Annotated in this window: 15 protein-coding genes and 2 tRNA genes; 12 read left to right on the top strand and 5 right to left on the bottom strand. The window is 69.3% G+C overall.

Features of this window, described 5'->3' with window-relative positions; translation table 11 throughout:
• Positions 1 to 31: 31 nt before the first annotated feature.
• Positions 32 to 1,036: a S1C family serine protease gene (locus G472_RS0101805; RefSeq protein WP_051340159.1), complete on the bottom strand. Its 1,005-nt coding sequence runs from the start codon at positions 1,034 to 1,036 to the stop codon at positions 32 to 34.
• 133 nt (positions 1,037 to 1,169) lie between these two features.
• Here G472_RS0101805 and G472_RS0101810 point away from each other — a divergent pair, with 133 nt between their 5' ends.
• Both G472_RS0101810 and G472_RS0101815 read left to right on the top strand, forming a co-directional pair.
• Positions 1,170 to 1,355, top strand: coding sequence for a hypothetical protein (locus G472_RS0101810; protein ID WP_029006994.1), 186 nt, complete (start codon positions 1,170 to 1,172; stop codon positions 1,353 to 1,355).
• A gap of 107 nt (positions 1,356 to 1,462) precedes the next feature.
• Positions 1,463 to 1,702: a hypothetical protein gene (locus tag G472_RS0101815; protein ID WP_029006995.1), complete on the top strand. Its 240-nt coding sequence runs from the start codon at positions 1,463 to 1,465 to the stop codon at positions 1,700 to 1,702.
• A gap of 10 nt (positions 1,703 to 1,712) precedes the next feature.
• On the opposite strand, the gene G472_RS0101820 is transcribed toward G472_RS0101815, so the two are convergent.
• From G472_RS0101820 to G472_RS0101830, 3 genes are all read right to left on the bottom strand, one after another.
• Positions 1,713 to 1,949 carry a hypothetical protein gene (locus G472_RS0101820; protein WP_029006996.1) on the bottom strand — a complete coding sequence of 79 codons (237 nt, stop codon included), beginning with the start codon at positions 1,947 to 1,949 and terminating at the stop codon, positions 1,713 to 1,715.
• A 266-nt stretch (positions 1,950 to 2,215) separates the two neighbouring features.
• Positions 2,216 to 2,290 (bottom strand) — tRNA-Asn (locus G472_RS0101825).
• Positions 2,291 to 2,450: 160 nt separating this feature from the next.
• Positions 2,451 to 2,524, bottom strand: a tRNA-Cys gene (locus G472_RS0101830).
• 225 nt (positions 2,525 to 2,749) lie between these two features.
• Between G472_RS0101830 and G472_RS0101835 the strand changes: the two genes are divergently transcribed.
• The 4 genes from G472_RS0101835 to G472_RS0101850 all read left to right on the top strand — a co-directional run bounded on the left by G472_RS0101835 (position 2,750) and on the right by G472_RS0101850 (position 8,392).
• Positions 2,750 to 3,406, top strand: coding sequence for a protein-L-isoaspartate O-methyltransferase family protein (locus G472_RS0101835; protein ID WP_029006997.1), 657 nt, complete (start codon positions 2,750 to 2,752; stop codon positions 3,404 to 3,406).
• A 100-nt stretch (positions 3,407 to 3,506) separates the two neighbouring features.
• On the top strand, positions 3,507 to 4,901 hold the full coding sequence (locus G472_RS0101840; protein ID WP_035690667.1) for a TolC family outer membrane protein: 1,395 nt from the start codon (positions 3,507 to 3,509) through the stop codon (positions 4,899 to 4,901).
• 89 nt (positions 4,902 to 4,990) lie between these two features.
• Positions 4,991 to 5,674, top strand: a complete 684-nt coding sequence (locus tag G472_RS0101845; RefSeq protein WP_029006999.1) for a DUF2497 domain-containing protein — start codon at positions 4,991 to 4,993, stop codon at positions 5,672 to 5,674.
• Positions 5,675 to 5,743: 69 nt separating this feature from the next.
• Positions 5,744 to 8,392 (top strand): valine--tRNA ligase, encoded by a 2,649-nt coding sequence (locus tag G472_RS0101850; RefSeq protein ID WP_029007000.1) that lies wholly within the window; start codon positions 5,744 to 5,746, stop codon positions 8,390 to 8,392.
• 52 nt (positions 8,393 to 8,444) lie between these two features.
• Here the strand turns inward: G472_RS0101850 and G472_RS0101855 are convergent, their stop codons facing one another.
• Positions 8,445 to 10,403 carry a methyl-accepting chemotaxis protein gene (locus G472_RS0101855; RefSeq protein WP_029007001.1) on the bottom strand — a complete coding sequence of 653 codons (1,959 nt, stop codon included), beginning with the start codon at positions 10,401 to 10,403 and terminating at the stop codon, positions 8,445 to 8,447.
• A gap of 197 nt (positions 10,404 to 10,600) precedes the next feature.
• On the opposite strand from G472_RS0101855, the gene G472_RS0101860 reads away from it, so the two are divergent.
• The 6 genes from G472_RS0101860 (at position 10,601) to metG (ending at position 17,042) form a co-directional block, all read left to right on the top strand.
• On the top strand, positions 10,601 to 11,410 hold the full coding sequence (locus G472_RS0101860) for a YdcF family protein (protein WP_084536371.1): 810 nt from the start codon (positions 10,601 to 10,603) through the stop codon (positions 11,408 to 11,410).
• Between the two features lie 116 nt (positions 11,411 to 11,526).
• Positions 11,527 to 12,453: a septal ring lytic transglycosylase RlpA family protein gene (locus G472_RS0101865; protein WP_245593361.1), complete on the top strand. Its 927-nt coding sequence runs from the start codon at positions 11,527 to 11,529 to the stop codon at positions 12,451 to 12,453.
• Between the two features lie 44 nt (positions 12,454 to 12,497).
• Positions 12,498 to 13,649, top strand: coding sequence for a D-alanyl-D-alanine carboxypeptidase family protein (locus G472_RS0101870; protein WP_029007004.1), 1,152 nt, complete (start codon positions 12,498 to 12,500; stop codon positions 13,647 to 13,649).
• A 10-nt stretch (positions 13,650 to 13,659) separates the two neighbouring features.
• On the top strand, positions 13,660 to 14,307 hold the full coding sequence (gene tmk / locus G472_RS0101875; RefSeq protein WP_029007005.1) for a dTMP kinase: 648 nt from the start codon (positions 13,660 to 13,662) through the stop codon (positions 14,305 to 14,307).
• Positions 14,304 to 15,431 (top strand): DNA polymerase III subunit delta', encoded by a 1,128-nt coding sequence (locus G472_RS0101880; RefSeq protein ID WP_029007006.1) that lies wholly within the window; start codon positions 14,304 to 14,306, stop codon positions 15,429 to 15,431. Before tmk ends, G472_RS0101880 begins: the two co-directional genes overlap by 4 nt.
• A gap of 54 nt (positions 15,432 to 15,485) precedes the next feature.
• Positions 15,486 to 17,042 (top strand): methionine--tRNA ligase, encoded by a 1,557-nt coding sequence (metG, locus tag G472_RS0101885; RefSeq protein ID WP_029007007.1) that lies wholly within the window; start codon positions 15,486 to 15,488, stop codon positions 17,040 to 17,042.

Genomic DNA, 17,042 nt, shown 5'->3' on the forward strand with positions numbered 1-17,042 from the left:
TCCCGGCGGCGGCGCGAGCCACCGCAGTCCCTCAATAGGTCGGGCGCAGGCGCATGTGCCGGAGGCGATCGGCCGATTCCACGGTCAACGGCACCACCGCGGTCCCGCGCAGCACGGTCAGGGGCACGGCCACCCCGGCCGGGCCGAGGTCCCAGAGGGTGCGGTAGAATCCGGCGAGCTTGCCGGCGCTGCGCCCGCCGATGCCGACGATGCGGTCACCCGCCCGCAGGCCGGCGGCATGGGCCGGGCCGTTGGCGGTGACCCGCTCCACCAACAGCCAGTCCCGTTCCTCCCGCAAGCTGACCCCCAGCCAGGGCCGCGGCGGATCCTGCCTCTGCCCGAAGGCCAGCAGATCGCCGAGAATTGGCGTCAACTCCGAGACCGGAACGAACATGTTGCCCGGCACCGCCCGCCCCGGCACCGCTTCGCCCACGATCAGGGAGCCGATGCCGACCAGCCGGCCGCTGCCGTCGACCAGCGCCGCACCGTTGAAGGCGGGGTGGGGCGGGGCGGTGAAGATGGCGTTGTCCAGCAGATACTCCCAGTACCCGGCGAACTCCCGCCGGCTGACCACCATGGCCGGCATGGCCGCGTGGGCGCCGCCGCGGCTCAACACCAGGACCGGAGTGCCTTCGCCGGCGGCCGCGGAATCGCCGAGCGGCAGGGGTGGCGCGTCGAAGCCGAACCCGGCGCGCAACAGGCCGAATCCGCTTGCCTGGTCATAGGCCACCAGCTCCGCCGGATGGCGGCGCCCGGTCTGCGTGGTCACGGTGATCGATGCCGCCTCCATCACCGTGTAGCCGATGGTGACGATCAGCCCGTCGCCGTCGATGGCGACACCGGTCCCCGTGCGGTCGGTGCCCAGGGTGCGGGCCGACTGGGCATCGCCGGGGATCTCCGCCTCGACGCGGACGACGGCGGCGAGCAGACGCTCCGGATCGAGCGCCTGCGCGGCGGCCCCGGCGGCGGCCAGCATGGCCAGGAGGCCGGCGGCGACACCGGCGGCGAGACGGCGCAATCGATCGGAAGCGGTCATGGTCCCCTCGCGGCCGGGGATGGTCCGGGAAAGAAGATCGGTCGCGGGGGGCGGTATGGCAAGCGGCTGCGCAACATACACCGCCGGACCGCGTTGCTTATGTCCGGTCCATCAGACAGGAGAGCGATCCGCCATGACCATCAACAGCCCGCGCGAACTGGAACAGGCGATGGCCGAATACCAGCGCCTTGCCGAGGCACCGGCGACGTCGCAGGAGGGCCGCCGGCGCATGGAACTGGATGCCGAGATCAAGGAATACTACGTCCGCTGCGCCGATACCCTGAAGCCGGGCAAGCCGCCGGCAACACCCGCCGGCTGAGGCGCACCGCCGGCGTCCGGCAGCGGATTTCCCGTCGACGGGCGCCCCGGCTTGGCCGATAGTGGACGGCCCCGGATGCCACCCCCTGAGGACGCGCGATCCCGCCGATGAAGCGTACCGATTCCTGCTACACCTGCCGCTTCTGGGAAGGGCAGGGCGTGCGCCAGCGCGGCCCGCGGGGCACCTGCCGGCGTTTGCCGCCCGTGGTCACCTCGCGCAGCCCCGATGGCCGGTTTCCCGTCACCCTGTCCACCGACTGGTGCGGCGAATGGAAACGCGACATCGGCCAGCCCGGTGCCGGCGATCCGGACGAACGCCTTCTCTACGATGAGCCGGGCGGACCCTGACGGCGGGTGTTCAGAACCGCAGGGGGGCCATATCCATGGAGCGCGTCGCCTTGGGCAGGGTCAGCGGATCGTCGCCGTGGACCGCGCCGACGCGATCGCCCAGCAGGATGACCGCGAGCGCTACGGCCCCGGCGAACACCGCGACCGCCGCAAACCATCCGTGGCCGAGCCCGGCATCGCCGTCGGAGGTGACCCGTCCGGGCGCGATTGTATGGGCCTTACGACTCGCAAGCGAATGCACGAACATGGCACGCTCCTCCGCCCGATGGGGTGCAGGCGACGAACGAATGATCGCTGCAGATAATATAGCCTAACCCCTGCACCGAGTCCCTGTCATTCGACCGGAAGAGGTGGAGGCGATCCCTTTCGACAGCCGGAAAATGGCGGATCGGGCGATAGCCCGAAATCAATGGATCGGGCGATGGCCATAGGCGCCGCGGCGGACCACGGCCGGGCGGAAAGAAAAACGCCCGCCTTCCGCCGCTCAGGCCGGGAAGACGGGCGTTCTCCAATTGGCTCCGGCGGTAGGATTCGAACCTACGACCAACGGATTAACAGTCCGCTGCGCTACCGCTGCGCCACGCCGGATCAGGGTGTGCGGGCGTATTTAGCGACCCGTCTTCCGCCCGTCAACACCGAATTGCCCGACCGTGCGAAGGATTGATTTGGCGTATCGGCCGGCGGGAACGACGAAAGGCCCCACCGGGGAGGAGGGGCCTTTCGTCTGCCGTGATCCGGCGCATTCGGGTGGAGGCACGGGCCGGAATCGAACCGGCATAGACGGATTTGCAGTCCGCTGCATAGCCACTCTGCCACCGCGCCACCGCGTCGGGCGATCCCCCGAAGGGCCGCCGCGAACGGAGCGGCAGGTATAGCGATCCCCGGCCCCCCGGTCAAGTGCGCTTGCCGACGCATGAACGCGCAACGGCTCCGCCGGCCACGCGCCGTTGTGTTCGGGTGGCGTTCCGGATATATACGGCCAAGGCTGCGAAGCTGCGGAAGCCGCTTGGCGCCAACGCCGTTTCAACCGATGCGATTGCGACCGCCATGTCCGATTACGCCGCCGCCCGCTACTTCATGGTCGAGGGACAGATCCGTCCGAACAAGGTCACCGACCAGCGTCTGGTCGAGGCGATGCTGGATGTGCCCCGGGAACTGTTCGTCCCCAAGGCATCGCGCGGCATCGCCTATGTGGACGAGGATGTCGCCATCGGCAACGGCCGCTACCTGATGGAGCCCATGGTCTTCGCCCGGATGCTGCAGGAGGTCCAGGTGGGTCCCGGCGATGTCGTGCTCGACGTCGGCTGCGGCACCGGTTACTCGACGGCCATCCTGGCCCGCCTGGCGGCGACGGTGGTGGGTGTCGAGAGCGACGCCGGTCTGGCGGCGCGCGCCGGTGAGGCGCTTCAGGAGGTGGGCGCCGACAACGCGCTGGTGGTGACCGGGGCCATGACGGAAGGCTACGCCGCCCAGGGCCCCTATGACGTCATCGTGTTCGAGGGGGCGGTGGCCGAGGTGCCCGCGGCCTTCGGCGAACAGCTCGCCGAAGGCGGGCGTATGGTCGTCGCCGTACGGGGTGAGGGCGGGATCGGTCAGATCCGCCTGTACCGCCGCACCGGCGGCGTGGTGTCCGGCCGCGTCCTGTTCGAGGCGCACCCTCATCTTCTGCCCGGCTTCGAACCGAAGCCCGGGTTCGTGTTCTGAGCCGTCGCGACACATCAGGGAACGCGGCCCGCCGGGCCGCGCTTCGAATGCTAAGAGGACGGCGCGAACGTACGCCGCCCGTACAGGAAGGTTCGAAGACATGAGTGATCGACGTAGCCGTACCGTGCACCGTTGGCTGGCGACGGCGCTTCTCGCCGGGGCGGCCTTCGGATTCTCCGCCGCTGCGGGCGCCCAGTCGCTCGAACAGGCGCTGGCACAGGCCTATGCCACCAACCCCGCGTTGGCGGCACAGCGCGCCCAGTTGCGCGCCGTCGACGAGACCGTGGCCCAGGCTCTGTCGGGCTACCGCCCCTCGGTCCAGGCCACCGCCGACGTCACGCGCAACGCCACCAACAGCCGGGTGTCCGGCGCCGGCACGGTCGGCAACGAGAGCACACCGAAGTCCGTTGGGGTTTCGGTGACGCAGCCGCTCTACAACGCCACGGTCGCCCCCTCGGTCCGCCGGTCGGAGGCGCTGGTCCAGGCGCAGCGCGCGACCGTGCTGTCGACCGAGCAGACCGTCCTCCTCCAGGCCGCGACCGCCTATCTCGACGTGGTGCAGGACCAGGCGGTGCTGACGCTCGCCACCAACCAGGAGCAGGTGCTGCGGCGCAATCTCGAAGCCGCGCGGGACCGCTTCCGTGTGGGCGAGTACACCCGCACCGACGTTAGCCAGTCGGAGTCGCGCCTGGCCGAGGCGACGGCCAACCGAATCGCCTCCGAAGGAGCGCTGCAGGTGTCCCGTGCCCGTTACGAGCGCGCGGTCGGCTCGCGGCCCGGCGAACTGAAGGCGCCCAAGCCCACCTTCAAGCTGCCGCGGGCCCTGGACGACGCCGTCGAAATGGCGCGCGCCAACAACCCGGCCGTGCTCGCCGCCAGCTTCAACGAGGAGGCGCAGCGCCAGACGGTCGATCAGCTCTACGGCAACCTGCTGCCGTCCGCCAACCTGTCCGCCGCGGGGCAGAGCACCTTCGATCCGTCGTCCTCGTCGGGTGTGAACATCGATCGGACCGACAGCCTCCAGTTCCGGGCACAGGTGGTCATCCCCCTCTATCAGGCCGGGTTGCCGGAGGCGCGGGTTCGCGAAGCCAAGCAGACGGCCAACCGCTTCCGAATCCAGATCGAGGATACCCGCCGTCAGGTGGTGGAGTCGGCGATCTCCGGCTGGCAGAGCCTGGCCACCGCACGGGCCAGCATCGCATCCTACCGTTCGCAGATCTCGGCCGCCGAGATCGCCCTGGAGGGTGTGCGCCAGGAAGCCCAGGTGGGATCGCGCACCGTCCTGGACGTGCTGAACCAGGAGCAGGAACTCCTCAACGCGCGCGTCAACCTGGTGCGCGCCCAGCGCCAGGAGATGGTCGCCGCCTTCCAGCTCCTGTCGGCCATCGGGTCCCTGACCGCCCAGCAGCTCAACCTGCCGGTCGACCAGTACAACATGGACGATCACTACCAGCAGGTGCGCGGCAAGTGGTGGGGTACGGACGTCACCGAGTGATACGGCCACAGAGCCATGCATTTGCCGGGTGGCATTTTCCGCGCTCCTCACCTAGGGTCACGGCTGGATGACGTCCCGGATTTGCCATCATGAGCGATAAAGGCCAACAAGAACCGTCGATGGAGGAGATTCTCGCCTCCATCCGACGGATCATATCGGAAGACGGCGAGCCGGGTGCCAAGACCCAGGAAAAGCCGGAGCCCGAGGCGCCCCCCCCTCCGCCGCCGCCACCTCCGCCCCCTCCGCCGCCGCCGCCTCAACCGGCCATGGCCATGGATGAGGAGGAAGAGGAGGATGTCCTCGAACTGACGCAGGTCGTCGAGGAGCCGACGCCCGAGCCGGAGGATCCCTGGGCAGCCGAGGAGCCGGTTTTCCCCGATCCGGAGCCGGAACCGGAGCCGCCGCCGATGCGGCGTCCGCCGCCGCCGCCGATGCCGGACTTCGACGACGACGTGACGGAGATGCCGCCACCGCCGCCACCGCCGCGGCGCCGGCCGATGCCGGTCATGGACGACGACGAAGATCTGGAGGCGCTGATCTCGCGCCGGACCGCCCGTGATGCGTCGCAGCACTTCACGAAGCTCGCCCGCGAGCTGGGCGATGACCTGTCGGTCGGGCCGATGCCCATCGGCATCCGCACGGTGGAGGACGTCGTGCGCGAGCTGTTGCGCCCGCTCCTGAAGGAATGGCTGGACGAGAACCTGCCGACGGTCGTCGAACGGCTGGTGCAGCAGGAAATCGACCGGATGATGCGGCGCACCCAGAAGTTCTGATACGCTTCCCGCCCCGTTCCTTCGCCCGAACACCACACAAGCGACAGCGCGAGCGAAAGTAGCCCCGAGATGTTGGAAAAGACCTACCGGCCCGCCGAGGTCGAGGAGAAGCACTACCGCCTGTGGGAGGAGTCCGGCGCCTTTGCCGCCGACACCACGTCGAACGCCCGGCCCTACACCATCATGATGCCGCCGCCCAACGTCACGGGCAGCCTGCACATGGGCCACGCGCTGACCTTTACCCTGCAGGACCTGCTGATCCGCTATCAGCGCATGCGGGGCAAGGACGCGCTGTGGCAGCCCGGCACCGACCACGCGGGCATCGCCACGCAGATGGTGGTGGAGCGCAACCTGTCGGCGGAGGGCAAGACCCGCCACGACCTGGGCCGCGACCGCTTCATCGACAAGGTGTGGGAGTGGAAGGCCGAATCGGGCGGCACCATCACCCGCCAGCTCCGCCGCCTCGGCGCTTCGCCCGACTGGGGCAAGGAGCGCTTCACCATGGACGAGGGCCTGAGCAAGGCCGTCCGCAAGGTGTTCGTGGAGCTGCACCGGCAGGGCCTGATCTACAAGGACAAGCGCCTGGTCAACTGGGACCCAAAGCTGCACACCGCCATCTCCGACCTGGAGGTGGAGCAGCGGGAGATCAAGGGGAACCTCTGGCACTTCCGCTACCCCATCGAGGGGGAGGAGGGGCGCTGGATCGTGGTGGCCACGACCCGGCCGGAAACCATGCTGGGCGACACCGGCGTGGCCGTCCACCCCGAAGATGAGCGTTACCGGGACCTGATCGGCAAGCACGTGGTGCTGCCCCTGGTCGGCCGCCGCATTCCCATCGTCGCCGACGAGTACGCCGACCCGGAAACCGGGTCGGGTGCGGTGAAGATCACGCCGGCCCATGATTTCAACGACTTCGAGGTGGGCAAGCGGTGCGGCCTCGAGGCCATCAACATCATGGACCGCGACGCCCGCCTCACCGACGCCGTGCCGGAGGCGTACCGCGGCCTTGACCGGTACGAGGCGCGCAAGAAGGTGGTCGCCGATCTGGAGGCCCTCGGCCTGCTGGAGACCATCGAGCCGCACACCCACATGGTGCCGCACGGCGACCGCTCCGGCGTGGCGATCGAGCCGTGGCTGACCGACCAGTGGTACGTGGATGCGGCCACCCTGGCCAAGCCGGCCATCGAGGCGGTGGAGTCGGGCCGCACCGTGTTCGTCCCGAAGCAGTGGGAGAACACCTATTTCGAGTGGATGCGCAACATCCAGCCCTGGTGCATCAGCCGCCAGATCTGGTGGGGGCATCAGATTCCCGCCTGGTACGGACCCGACGGCACCGTCTTCGTCGAGGAGACGGAGGAGGAGGCGCAGGCCAGGGCCGACGCCCATTACGGGGCGCCGACGCCGCTCACCCGCGATGCCGACGTGCTCGACACCTGGTTCTCGTCGGCCCTGTGGCCGTTCTCGACCCTGGGCTGGCCGGACCGGACCCCGGAACTGGCCCGCTACTATCCCACCGACGTGCTGGTCACCGGCTTCGACATCATCTTCTTTTGGGTCGCCCGGATGATGATGATGGGCATCCATTTCATGGGTGACGTGCCGTTCCGCACCGTCTACATCCACGCCCTGGTCCGCGACGAGAAGGGCCAGAAGATGTCCAAGTCCAAGGGGAACGTCATGGACCCCCTGGACCTCATCGAAAGCTACGGCACCGACGCGCTGCGCTTCACCCTGGCGGCCATGGCGGCGCAGGGACGCGACATCAAGCTGGCGACGAACCGTGTCGAAGGGTACCGCAACTTCGCCACCAAGCTGTGGAACGCCGCGCGCTACTGCCAGATGAACGCCTGCGTGCCGGTCGACGGTTTCCGACCCACGGGCCTGACGCAGACCGTCAACCGCTGGATCGTCGGTGAGCTGGCCGAAACCGCCCGCAAGGTCGCGGAGTCGATCGAAGCCTACAAGTTCAACGAAGCGGCGGGCACGCTGTACCAGTTCACCTGGGGCACCTTCTGCGACTGGTACCTGGAGTTCACCAAGCCGATCCTGACCGGCAATGACGCGCCGGCGGCCGCGGAAACCCGCGCCACGACCGCCCTTGTGCTGGACCAGATTCTGCACCTCCTGCACCCGCTGATGCCCTACATCACCGAGGAGCTGTGGGAGCAACTGGCCGAGGGCCGCGCCAACCGGCTGATCTCTGCCGCCTGGCCGGAGTATGGGCCGGAGCTGGTGGATACCGCCGCCCGCGACGAGATGGACTGGGTGGTGCGCCTGATCTCGTCGGTGCGCTCCATGCGCTCGGAAATGAATGTGCCGCCGTCCGCACAGATCCCGCTGATGCTGAAGGACGCCGGCGCGGTCTCGTTGAAGCGGCTGGACACCCACCGCGACCAGATCCTGCGTCTGGCCCGCCTGGCATCGGCGGAGCCGCTGGCCGGCGACGTGCCCAAGGGAGCGGTGCAGGACGTGCTGGACGAGGTGACCCTGGTGCTGCCCCTGGAAGGCGTGGTCGACCTGGACAAGGAGCGGGCGCGCCTGACCAAGGAGATCGAGAAGCACACGGCCGAGATCCGCAAGATCGATGCCAAGCTGGGCAACGAGCAGTTCGTCGCCAAGGCTCCGGAAGAGGTTATCGAGGAACAGCGCGAACGCCGCGCCACCGCCCAACAGGCCAGCGACAAGCTCCGCAAGGCGCTGGAGATGCTGGCGCGCTGACGGCTCACGGGCCCCCCTCTCCCGACCGGGAGCGGGGGGCCACACCCTTCGGTTACGCCCGGATCGATTCCACGAAGCGCCTGGCGTCGGTCTGGAGCTGCTGGAACTCGTTGGTGAGCTGGCCGGCGGAATAGATCATCTCCACCGCCGACTTCCCCGTTTCCGCCGCGGTCATCGCCATGCTGCTGACGCTTTCCGACACCTCGTTGGAGGTGTTGTTGGCGCGCCCGACCGCGTTGACGATCTCCTGCGTCTGCTCGAGCTGACGCCCCACGGAAACCGACACCTCCCGCGACAGCCCTTCCACCTCCTCGATGGTGTGGCGGATGGCGACGATGGCATCCACCACGTCGGTGGTCGCCGCCTGGATGGCGCCGACCTGGCCGGAGATGTCCTCGGTGGCCTTGGCGGTCTGGTTGGCGAGGACCTTCACCTCCTGCGCCACCACGGCGAAGCCCTTGCCCGCCTCACCGGCCCGGGCCGCCTCAATGGTGGCGTTCAGGGCCAGCAGGTTGGTCTGCCCGGCGATCTCGTTGATCAGGCGCACGATCTCGCCGATGCGCTGGGAACTGTCGGAGAGCGCCCGCACCGCATCGTCGCTGCGCCGGGCGCGCTCCACCGCGCGCTGCACGGCGGTGCTGCTGGTCGACACCCGCTGCCCGATGTCGTCGATGGAACTGGTGAGGGTGTGGGAGACGGTGTGGACGATGCCCACCACCTCGGCCGTCTGTTCCGCCTTTTCCGACGTGTCGACGGCCTGGAGGCGCATCTTCTCCGCCGTGTCCCGCAGGATGTGGGCGCCGGAACGGATCTGTTCGGTGGCACTGCCCACGGTGTGGAGGACCTTGCCGAACGCCTGGTCGAAGTCCCGGGCCACCTCGGCCAGGGCCTGGCGCCGCTCCTCTTCGGCGCGGCGTTCGGCGGCGCGCGCTTCGATCTCCAGGTCGTGGGTGCGCTGTAGGCTTTCCTTGAACACCTGCACCGCGCGGGCCATGGAGCCGATCTCGTCGCGGCGGTCGGTCCCCGGCACCACCGCCGCCCGGTCGCCGGCGGCCAGCCGCTTCATCACGGTCTCGATGGAGGCCAGAGGCCGGGTGATGGAGCGCGCCACCAGCAGACTGATCGCCACGAAAACGAAAACCAGGACCGATCCGACGGTGACGGCCGTGGTGCTCACCTCGTCCGCCGTGTGGTTCTGCGTTTCGACGGCTTGGTTCATGCCGTTGCCGGCGGTGACGAGCAGGGCATCGAAGCGCGGACCCAATGCCTGGAACGCCTCGTTGAACGTCGCCACCTCGGCGCGGAACGCCTTCGTGGCGTCCACGAAGCTGCCGAGATCGGTGCGGTAGGTCCGCACCAGCTTTTCCAGGGTCGTCTGCGTGTGCGTGTCCAACCCCTGGTCGGCCAGGAAAAAGGTGAATTCGTTGAACGCCTTGCGGTGACCCGACAACATCCCTTCATCGGCGTAGATGATGAAGTCCTTCTCCATCTTGCGCATCGCTTCCATGCGGCTCGAGAGTTTGTCGGCGTTCGGCCACATCTTCAATTCGTCCTCGATCGCCTTGGCGGAGTCACGCAGGCGCCCGCGCAGCCCATCCTCGTCGGTGAGGCCCAGTTCGCGTGCGCGCGTGACGACGGCCGCGAATCGGTCCTTCAGGGCGGTGACCCCTGCTTCCAGGCTCTCCAGATCCTCGATCGGAATGGCGGATCCCGCCGTTTCCCTGACCTCGGCGAGGAGGGCGGTGATCTCCACGGCGTTGGTGGTGAAGGCGTCGGCGGCTGCGGCGTCACGCTCGGTGACGAAGCGCAGGGCCTGGAAGCGCAGGCGGCCCGCCCGCCGCTCGATGCCGGTGATCCGCTCCGACACCTCGCGGAATCCGTTCAGTTCGTCCGCAGCCTGGAACACCCGCTGCGCGCCCACCACGACGGTCCCGCCGAGCAGCGCCAGGGTCACCAGCGATGCCAGGACCAGGAGCGCGATGCGCGTTCCGATGGAGACGTTCGAGAGCATTGAGGCGTGCCTTTCCCGACCGATGGCGTGATGTGGATCCGCGTGCGCGCGGCCCCGCTCCGGACCGGCTCCCCGGACGCGGGCGTTCGGCACCATCAATGGCGGCCGCGTCCTTAATCTGTATGTCGTTCATGTTACAGTTTGAGGAATGTTGCACCGGATAATGGAAGTACTGCGCGCCTGCGGTACGATGGGGCATGAGCGAGACTCTGACCTTCATCCTGTCCAAGACGGTGTGGACTCTGGCCGCGCCGGCCAACCTGCTGACGGTGCTGCTGGTGCTCGGCGCGGCGGGGTTGCTGTCCGGTGCCGCCGCCGCGCGGACCGGCGGGCGGTGGCTGGTGGCGGTCGCCGCCACGGGATTCCTGGTCTGCGGCGTTCTGCCGGTCGGACACTGGCTGGCGGCGCCGCTGGAGAACCGCTTCCCGCGGTCCGCCCTGCCGGAGCACGCCGACGGCATCATCGTGTTGGGCGGGGCCGTGAACCCGGTGCTGGCGGCGTCGCGCGACGAACCGTCGGTGAACCAGGCGGCCGAACGGCTGCTCGCCTTCGCCGATCTGGCGCGCCGGTATCCCGACGCCACCTTGCTGGTCACGGGGGGATCCGCCGCCCTCTGGAACGACACGCACCGGGAGGACGCGGTCGCCGCCCGGGTCCTCAGCCAGGCGGGCATCGACCCGCACCGCATCCTGTTCGAACGGGACTCCCGCAACACTCGGGAGAACGCGCTTCACGGCCACCGGATCGCCGGCCCCCGGGAGGGCCAGACCTGGATTCTCGTGACATCCGCCGCCCACATGCCCCGCGCTGTCGGCATCTTCCGTCGGATCGGCTGGCCGGTGCTGCCCTGGCCCGTCGATTACCGCTCCTACGCGGGGGCGCAACCCTGGCCCGGCCTCGACGTTGCCGAGGGATTGTCCGCCCTGAACGGCGCCGTGCGCGAATGGGTGGGACTGGCCGTCTATCGTGCCCTGGATCGCACCGACAGCCTGTTTCCCGGACCGTGATCGCCACGTTGCGACTTCCTTGGGATGCCGACCCCGAAGCCATTGGCGCACGGAACCGCCTTCGTTAGAGTGCGACCGCACGATCGAAAGGGGTGGGGCGTATGGGGCGGGGAGGGATGCTGACGCGGGCGGCCATTCTGCTGGGCGTGCTGGCGCTGGCCGCGTGCGCGCAGAAACCGCCCACCGGGTCGGCCGGCCTTTCCGGAGGCGGCACCTACAAGGTCGGAAAGCCCTATCAGATCAAGGGAGTCTGGTACTATCCGGCGGAGGACTGGAGCTACAACGAGACCGGCATCGCCTCCTGGTACGGGCCGGGCTTCCACACGCGCGCCACGGCCAACGGCGAGACGTACAACGAGATGGAACTGACCGCGGCGCATAAGACCCTGCCGATGCCCAGTCTGGTGCGCGTGACGAACCTGGACAACGGCCGCTCCGTGGTGGTGCGCGTCAACGACCGCGGGCCGTTCGTGCATGGCCGCATCATCGACATGTCGCGGCGCGGCGCACAGCTTCTGGGGTTCGAGACCCGCGGCACCGCCAAGGTGCGCGTCCAGATCCTTGCCGACGAAAGCCGCCAGATCGCCATGGCCGCCCGGCGCAACACGCCGGCCGCCGTGCTGGCCGAATCCGACGGACCGGCGCCGCGGGCAGCGCCGCGCTCCTCCGTCCAGGTGGCGCAGGCGCCGCCGCCGTCACAACCCGCGCCGCGCACCGAAACCCCGGTCGAGTCACCCCGCACCGTCGCCGGCGCCACCGTGGACGGGCGTTTCCTGCCGGCGCCGGTGGTCGTCGACCTGCCGGTTCCCCGGCGGGAAGCCATCTATGTCCAGGCCGGCGCCTTCACGGTGGCCGACAACGCCAGCCGCCTGACCGCGCGCCTGGGCGGCATCGCCCCGGCGGCCGTCAGCCAGGCGACGGTCAACGGCCAGCGCTTCTACCGGGTCCGCCTGGGGCCCATCAGCGACGTCGACCGGGCTGACGCCATCCTGGAGAGGGTGATCGCCGCCGGCCACACGGACGCCAAAATCATCGTCGATTGAACGTCCGCCCATTGCCGTTGTCCTGCGTTTGGAAGGGAGTAGTCATGACCGTCATCCGAAAGCGCCTCGTCATCGCGCTCGCCGCGGTGGTGGCCGCCATCGGTGCGGCCCTGCCGGTGCACGCCGCCACCATCGACACCATCGCCAAACAGGCGGTGCTCATCGACATGACGACGGACACGGTGCTGTTCGAAAAGGCCGCGCACGAACGCATGCCGACATCGTCCATGAGCAAGGTCATGACGATGTACGTTGTGTTCGACGCGCTGCGCGACGGCCGTCTGTCCCTGGACGACACGCTGCCGGTGAGCGAGCGCGCCTGGCGCATGCAAGGCTCCAAAATGTTCGTGGAGCTGAACAACACCATCCGGGTCGAGGACCTGATCCGCGGCGTCATCATCCAGTCCGGCAACGACGCCTGCATCGTGCTGGCGGAAGCGCTGGCCGGGTCCGAGCAGGCGTTCTCGCGGGTGATGACCGACCGGGCCCGGCAGATCGGCCTCCATGCCAGCAACTTCACCAATTCCACGGGCTGGCCCGACCCCAACCACTACTCCACGGCGCACGATCTGGCGCTTCTGGCACAGCGTCTGATCGATGATTTTCCCGAGTATTATCATTTCTATTCGGAGAAGGAGTTCACCTACCACGGCATCAAGCAGGGCAACCGCAACCCGCTGCTCTACCGCGACATCGGCGCCGACGGGTTGAAGACCGGCCACACTGAGGCCGCCGGCTACGGCCTGATGGCCTCGGCGATGCGGGATGGCCGGCGCCTGGTGCTGGTGGTCAACGGGCTGCCCTCCATGCAGGCGCGCGCGGACGAATCCGCGCGCATCATGGAGTGGGGCTTCCGTGAGTTCGAAGCCTATTCCCTGTTCCGGGCGGGCGAGACGATCGAACAGGTCCCCGTGTGGCTAGGCGCCGAAGAGACGGTGCCCGCCACCGTGACGCAGGACCTGAAGGTCACGCTGGCCCGCGCCGACCGGCCGGGCATGACGGTGAAGCTGGTGACCGACGCCCCCGTGCAGGCGCCCATCGCCAAGGGTGACCCGGTGGGCAAGGTGGTCATCACGGCTCCCGGCCAGCCCGTCAAGGAGGTCCCGGTGGTGGCGGCCGTCGACGTGCCGCGGCTGGGCTTCTTCGGCCGCGCTCTCGCCGGTGCGCGCTACCTCGTCCTCGGCGCCGGTTCGTGACGGTGCGGACATGAGCACGGTGTCCCGCGGCCGCTTCATCACGCTGGAGGGCGGGGAGGGGGCAGGCAAATCGACCCAGCTCCGCCTGCTCGCCGATGCGCTGACCGCGTGCGGGGTGGCGGTGGTGACCACCCGGGAGCCGGGCGGCTCCCCCGGTGCGGAGGAGATCCGCGGGTTGCTGGTGGCCGGTGAGACGGGACGCTGGGGCGCCATGACGGAAGCGCTGCTGCACACGGCCGCACGACGCGATCATCTGGAGCGGACGGTGTGGCCGGCGCTGGACGCCGGCCGCTGGGTGCTGTGCGACCGCTTCTTCGACAGCACCATGGCGTACCAGGGCTACGGCCTCGGGCTGGGCCGCGGCCCCATTGAGGCGTTGCAGCGGGTGGCCCTGGACGGCGCGGCACCCGACCTGACGCTGATCCTGGACCTGCCGGTCGAGACGGGGCTGGAGCGCGCCCGCGCGCGGCGCGGCGGCGAGGACCGCTACGAGCGCATGGATGTCGCCTTTCACCGGCGCCTGCGCGACGGATTCCTCGACATCGCCCGGCGGGAACCGCGGCGCTGCGCGGTGATCGACGCTGCCCACCCGGTGGAGGCGGTCCAGGTCGCCGTCCTGGACGTGGTCACCCGGCGGCTGGGAGTGCCGGCACCGTGAGCCGGGCCACCCGCCAGCCCGCGTCTCCGCCGGCGGAGCAGGACCCGTTCGCCCCCCGGCGCAACCCCGACCTGATCGGGCACGAGGCGGCGGAACACACGCTGCTGGACGCCTGGAACTCCGGCCGGCTGCCGCACGCCTGGCTGATCGGCGGCCCGCCCGGCATCGGCAAGGCGACGCTGGCCTACCGCTTCGCCCGCTTCGTGCTGGCGCAGGGCGCGGACAGCGCCGGAGCGCCCGGCCTGTTCGGGGAGCCGGAACGGCCGGCCTCCCTCGCCGTCGCACCGGAGACACCGGTGTTCCGCCGTGTGGCGTCGGGCGGGCACGCCGACCTGCTGACGGTCGAACGCCAGCGCGACGAGAAGAAGGGGCGGCTGAAGCGCGACATCGCCGTCGACGACGTGCGCAAGATCGCGCCCTTCCTGCACAAGACGGCGGGCGAGGGGGGATGGCGCGTCGCCGTGATCGACGGCGCCGACCGTATGAACACCAGCGGCCTCAACGCCATCCTGAAGATCCTGGAGGAGCCCCCGCCGCGCGCCCTGCTGCTGCTGGTCAGCGAGAACCCCGGCGGCATGCTTCCGACCATCCGGTCGCGTTGCCGCAAGCTGGCACTGCATCCCCTGCCGGAGGCGGCGGTGGTCGATCTGCTGACGCGCTACCGGCCGGACCTGGCGGAGGGGGACCGGGCGGCCCTGGCCCGTCTGGCCGAGGGCAGCATCGGCCGCGCCGTGGCGCTCGCCGACGCCGGCGGCCTCGACCTCTACCGCGACCTGATGGGGCTGCTGAGCACCCTGCCGACGCTGGACGTGAGCGCTGCCTATGCGTTCGGCGAGAAGCTGACCCGCGGCGCCGACGACGGCACCTACGAGACGGCCACGGACCTGCTGGTGTGGTGGCTGGCCCGCTTCGCCCGATCCCTGGCCCGCGGCGCGTTGCCGGACGAGGTGGTGCCCGGCGAGGCGGCCCTGATGACCCGGCTGGCCGCCGCCCGCGGTCTTGATCGCTGGGTGGAGGTGTGGGAAAAGGTCGGGCGCCAGTTCGCACGCGCCGAATCCGCCAATCTGGACCGCAAGCAGGTGGTCGTGAATGCCTTGCTGACGCTCGAGGCAGCGGCCACCTGAACAGAGCCGGCCTGCCGCCGGCCAGCAGCACCGCACCTCGGGAGACAGCCGACCATGGCCGGGTCGAAGACCTACTACCTCACCACGCCCATCTATTACGTCAACGACGTGCCGCACATCGGCCACGCCTACACCACGCTGGCCTGCGACGCGCTCGCCCGGTTCATGCGCCTCGACGGCTACGAGGTGAAGTTCCTCACCGGCACCGACGAGCATGGGCAGAAGGTGGAAAAGTCGGCGCAGGCCGCCGGGGTGGCGCCGCAGGCCTTCACCGACCGGGTGTCGCAGAACTTCCGCGACCTCGTGCGGGTGATGAACTTCTCCAACGACGACTTCATCCGCACCACCGAGCCGCGCCATGTGGAGGCCGTGCAGGCCCTGTGGACGCGCCTGCTGGAGAACGGCGCGATCTATCTCGGCGCCTACGCCGGCTGGTATTCAGTGCGCGACGAGGCGTTCTACGGCGAGGACGAGCTGACCGACGGGCCCGACGGCCGCAAGATCGCCCCCACGGGGGCCGAGTGCGAATGGGTGGAGGAGCCGTCCTATTTCTTCCGCCTGTCGGCCTGGCAGGACCGGCTGCTGGCGCATTACGAGGCCCACCCCGACTTCATCCTGCCGCCCGGCCGCCGCAACGAGGTGATCTCGTTCGTGAAGAGCGGGCTGAAGGACCTGTCGATCAGCCGCACCGCCTTTTCCTGGGGCATCCCGGTGCCGGGCGACGACAAGCACATCATGTACGTCTGGCTCGACGCCCTGACCAACTACATCACCGCGGTGGGATACCCGAACACCGCCGAGGGCAGCGACTACGCCCGCTACTGGCCCGCCGACCTGCACATGGTGGGCAAGGACATCCTGCGCTTCCACGCCGTCTACTGGCCTGCCTTCCTGATGGCGGCGGGGCTGGAGCCGCCCCGGCGCGTGTTCGCCCACGGCTGGTGGACCATCGAAGGGCAGAAGATGTCCAAGTCGCTGGGCAACGTCATCGCGCCGGAGTCGCTGGTCACCACCTACGGGCTGGACCAGACCCGGTATTTCCTGCTGCGCGAGGTGGCGTTCGGCAAGGACGGCGACTTCTCCCACGCCGCCATGGTCCAGCGCATCAACAGCGAACTGGCCAACGGGTACGGCAACCTGGTGCAGCGGTCCCTGTCGATGATCGGGAAGAACTGCGGCGGTGCGGTGCCCGAACCGCAGCCCTTCACCGCCGCCGACGAGACGCTGCTGGCCGCCGCCCACGGTCTGCTGGGCGCGGTGCGGGCGGAGATGCGCGAGCAGGCGTTCCACCGCGCGCTGGACGCGATCTGGCGGGTGGTCGATGACGCCAACCGCTACATTGACGAACAGGCCCCGTGGGCGCTGAAGAAGACCGATCCGGCCCGCATGGGCACGGTCCTGTACGTGCTGGCCGAGACGATCCGCCATCTGGCGATCATGACCCAGCCGGTGATGCCCGAGTCGTCGGCCCGCATCCTGGACCAGTTGGGGCAGGGCGCCGACGCCCGCGGCTTCGACCGTCTGGGCCCGGCCGGGGCGCTGAAGCCCGGCACGCCGCTGCCGGCACCGCAGGGCGTGTTCCCGCGCTACGTCGAGGAGACCAAGAGCTGA

The sequence above is a fragment of the Azospirillum halopraeferens DSM 3675 genome (assembly GCF_000429625.1).
Classification (GTDB): Bacteria; Pseudomonadota; Alphaproteobacteria; order Azospirillales; family Azospirillaceae; genus Azospirillum; species Azospirillum halopraeferens.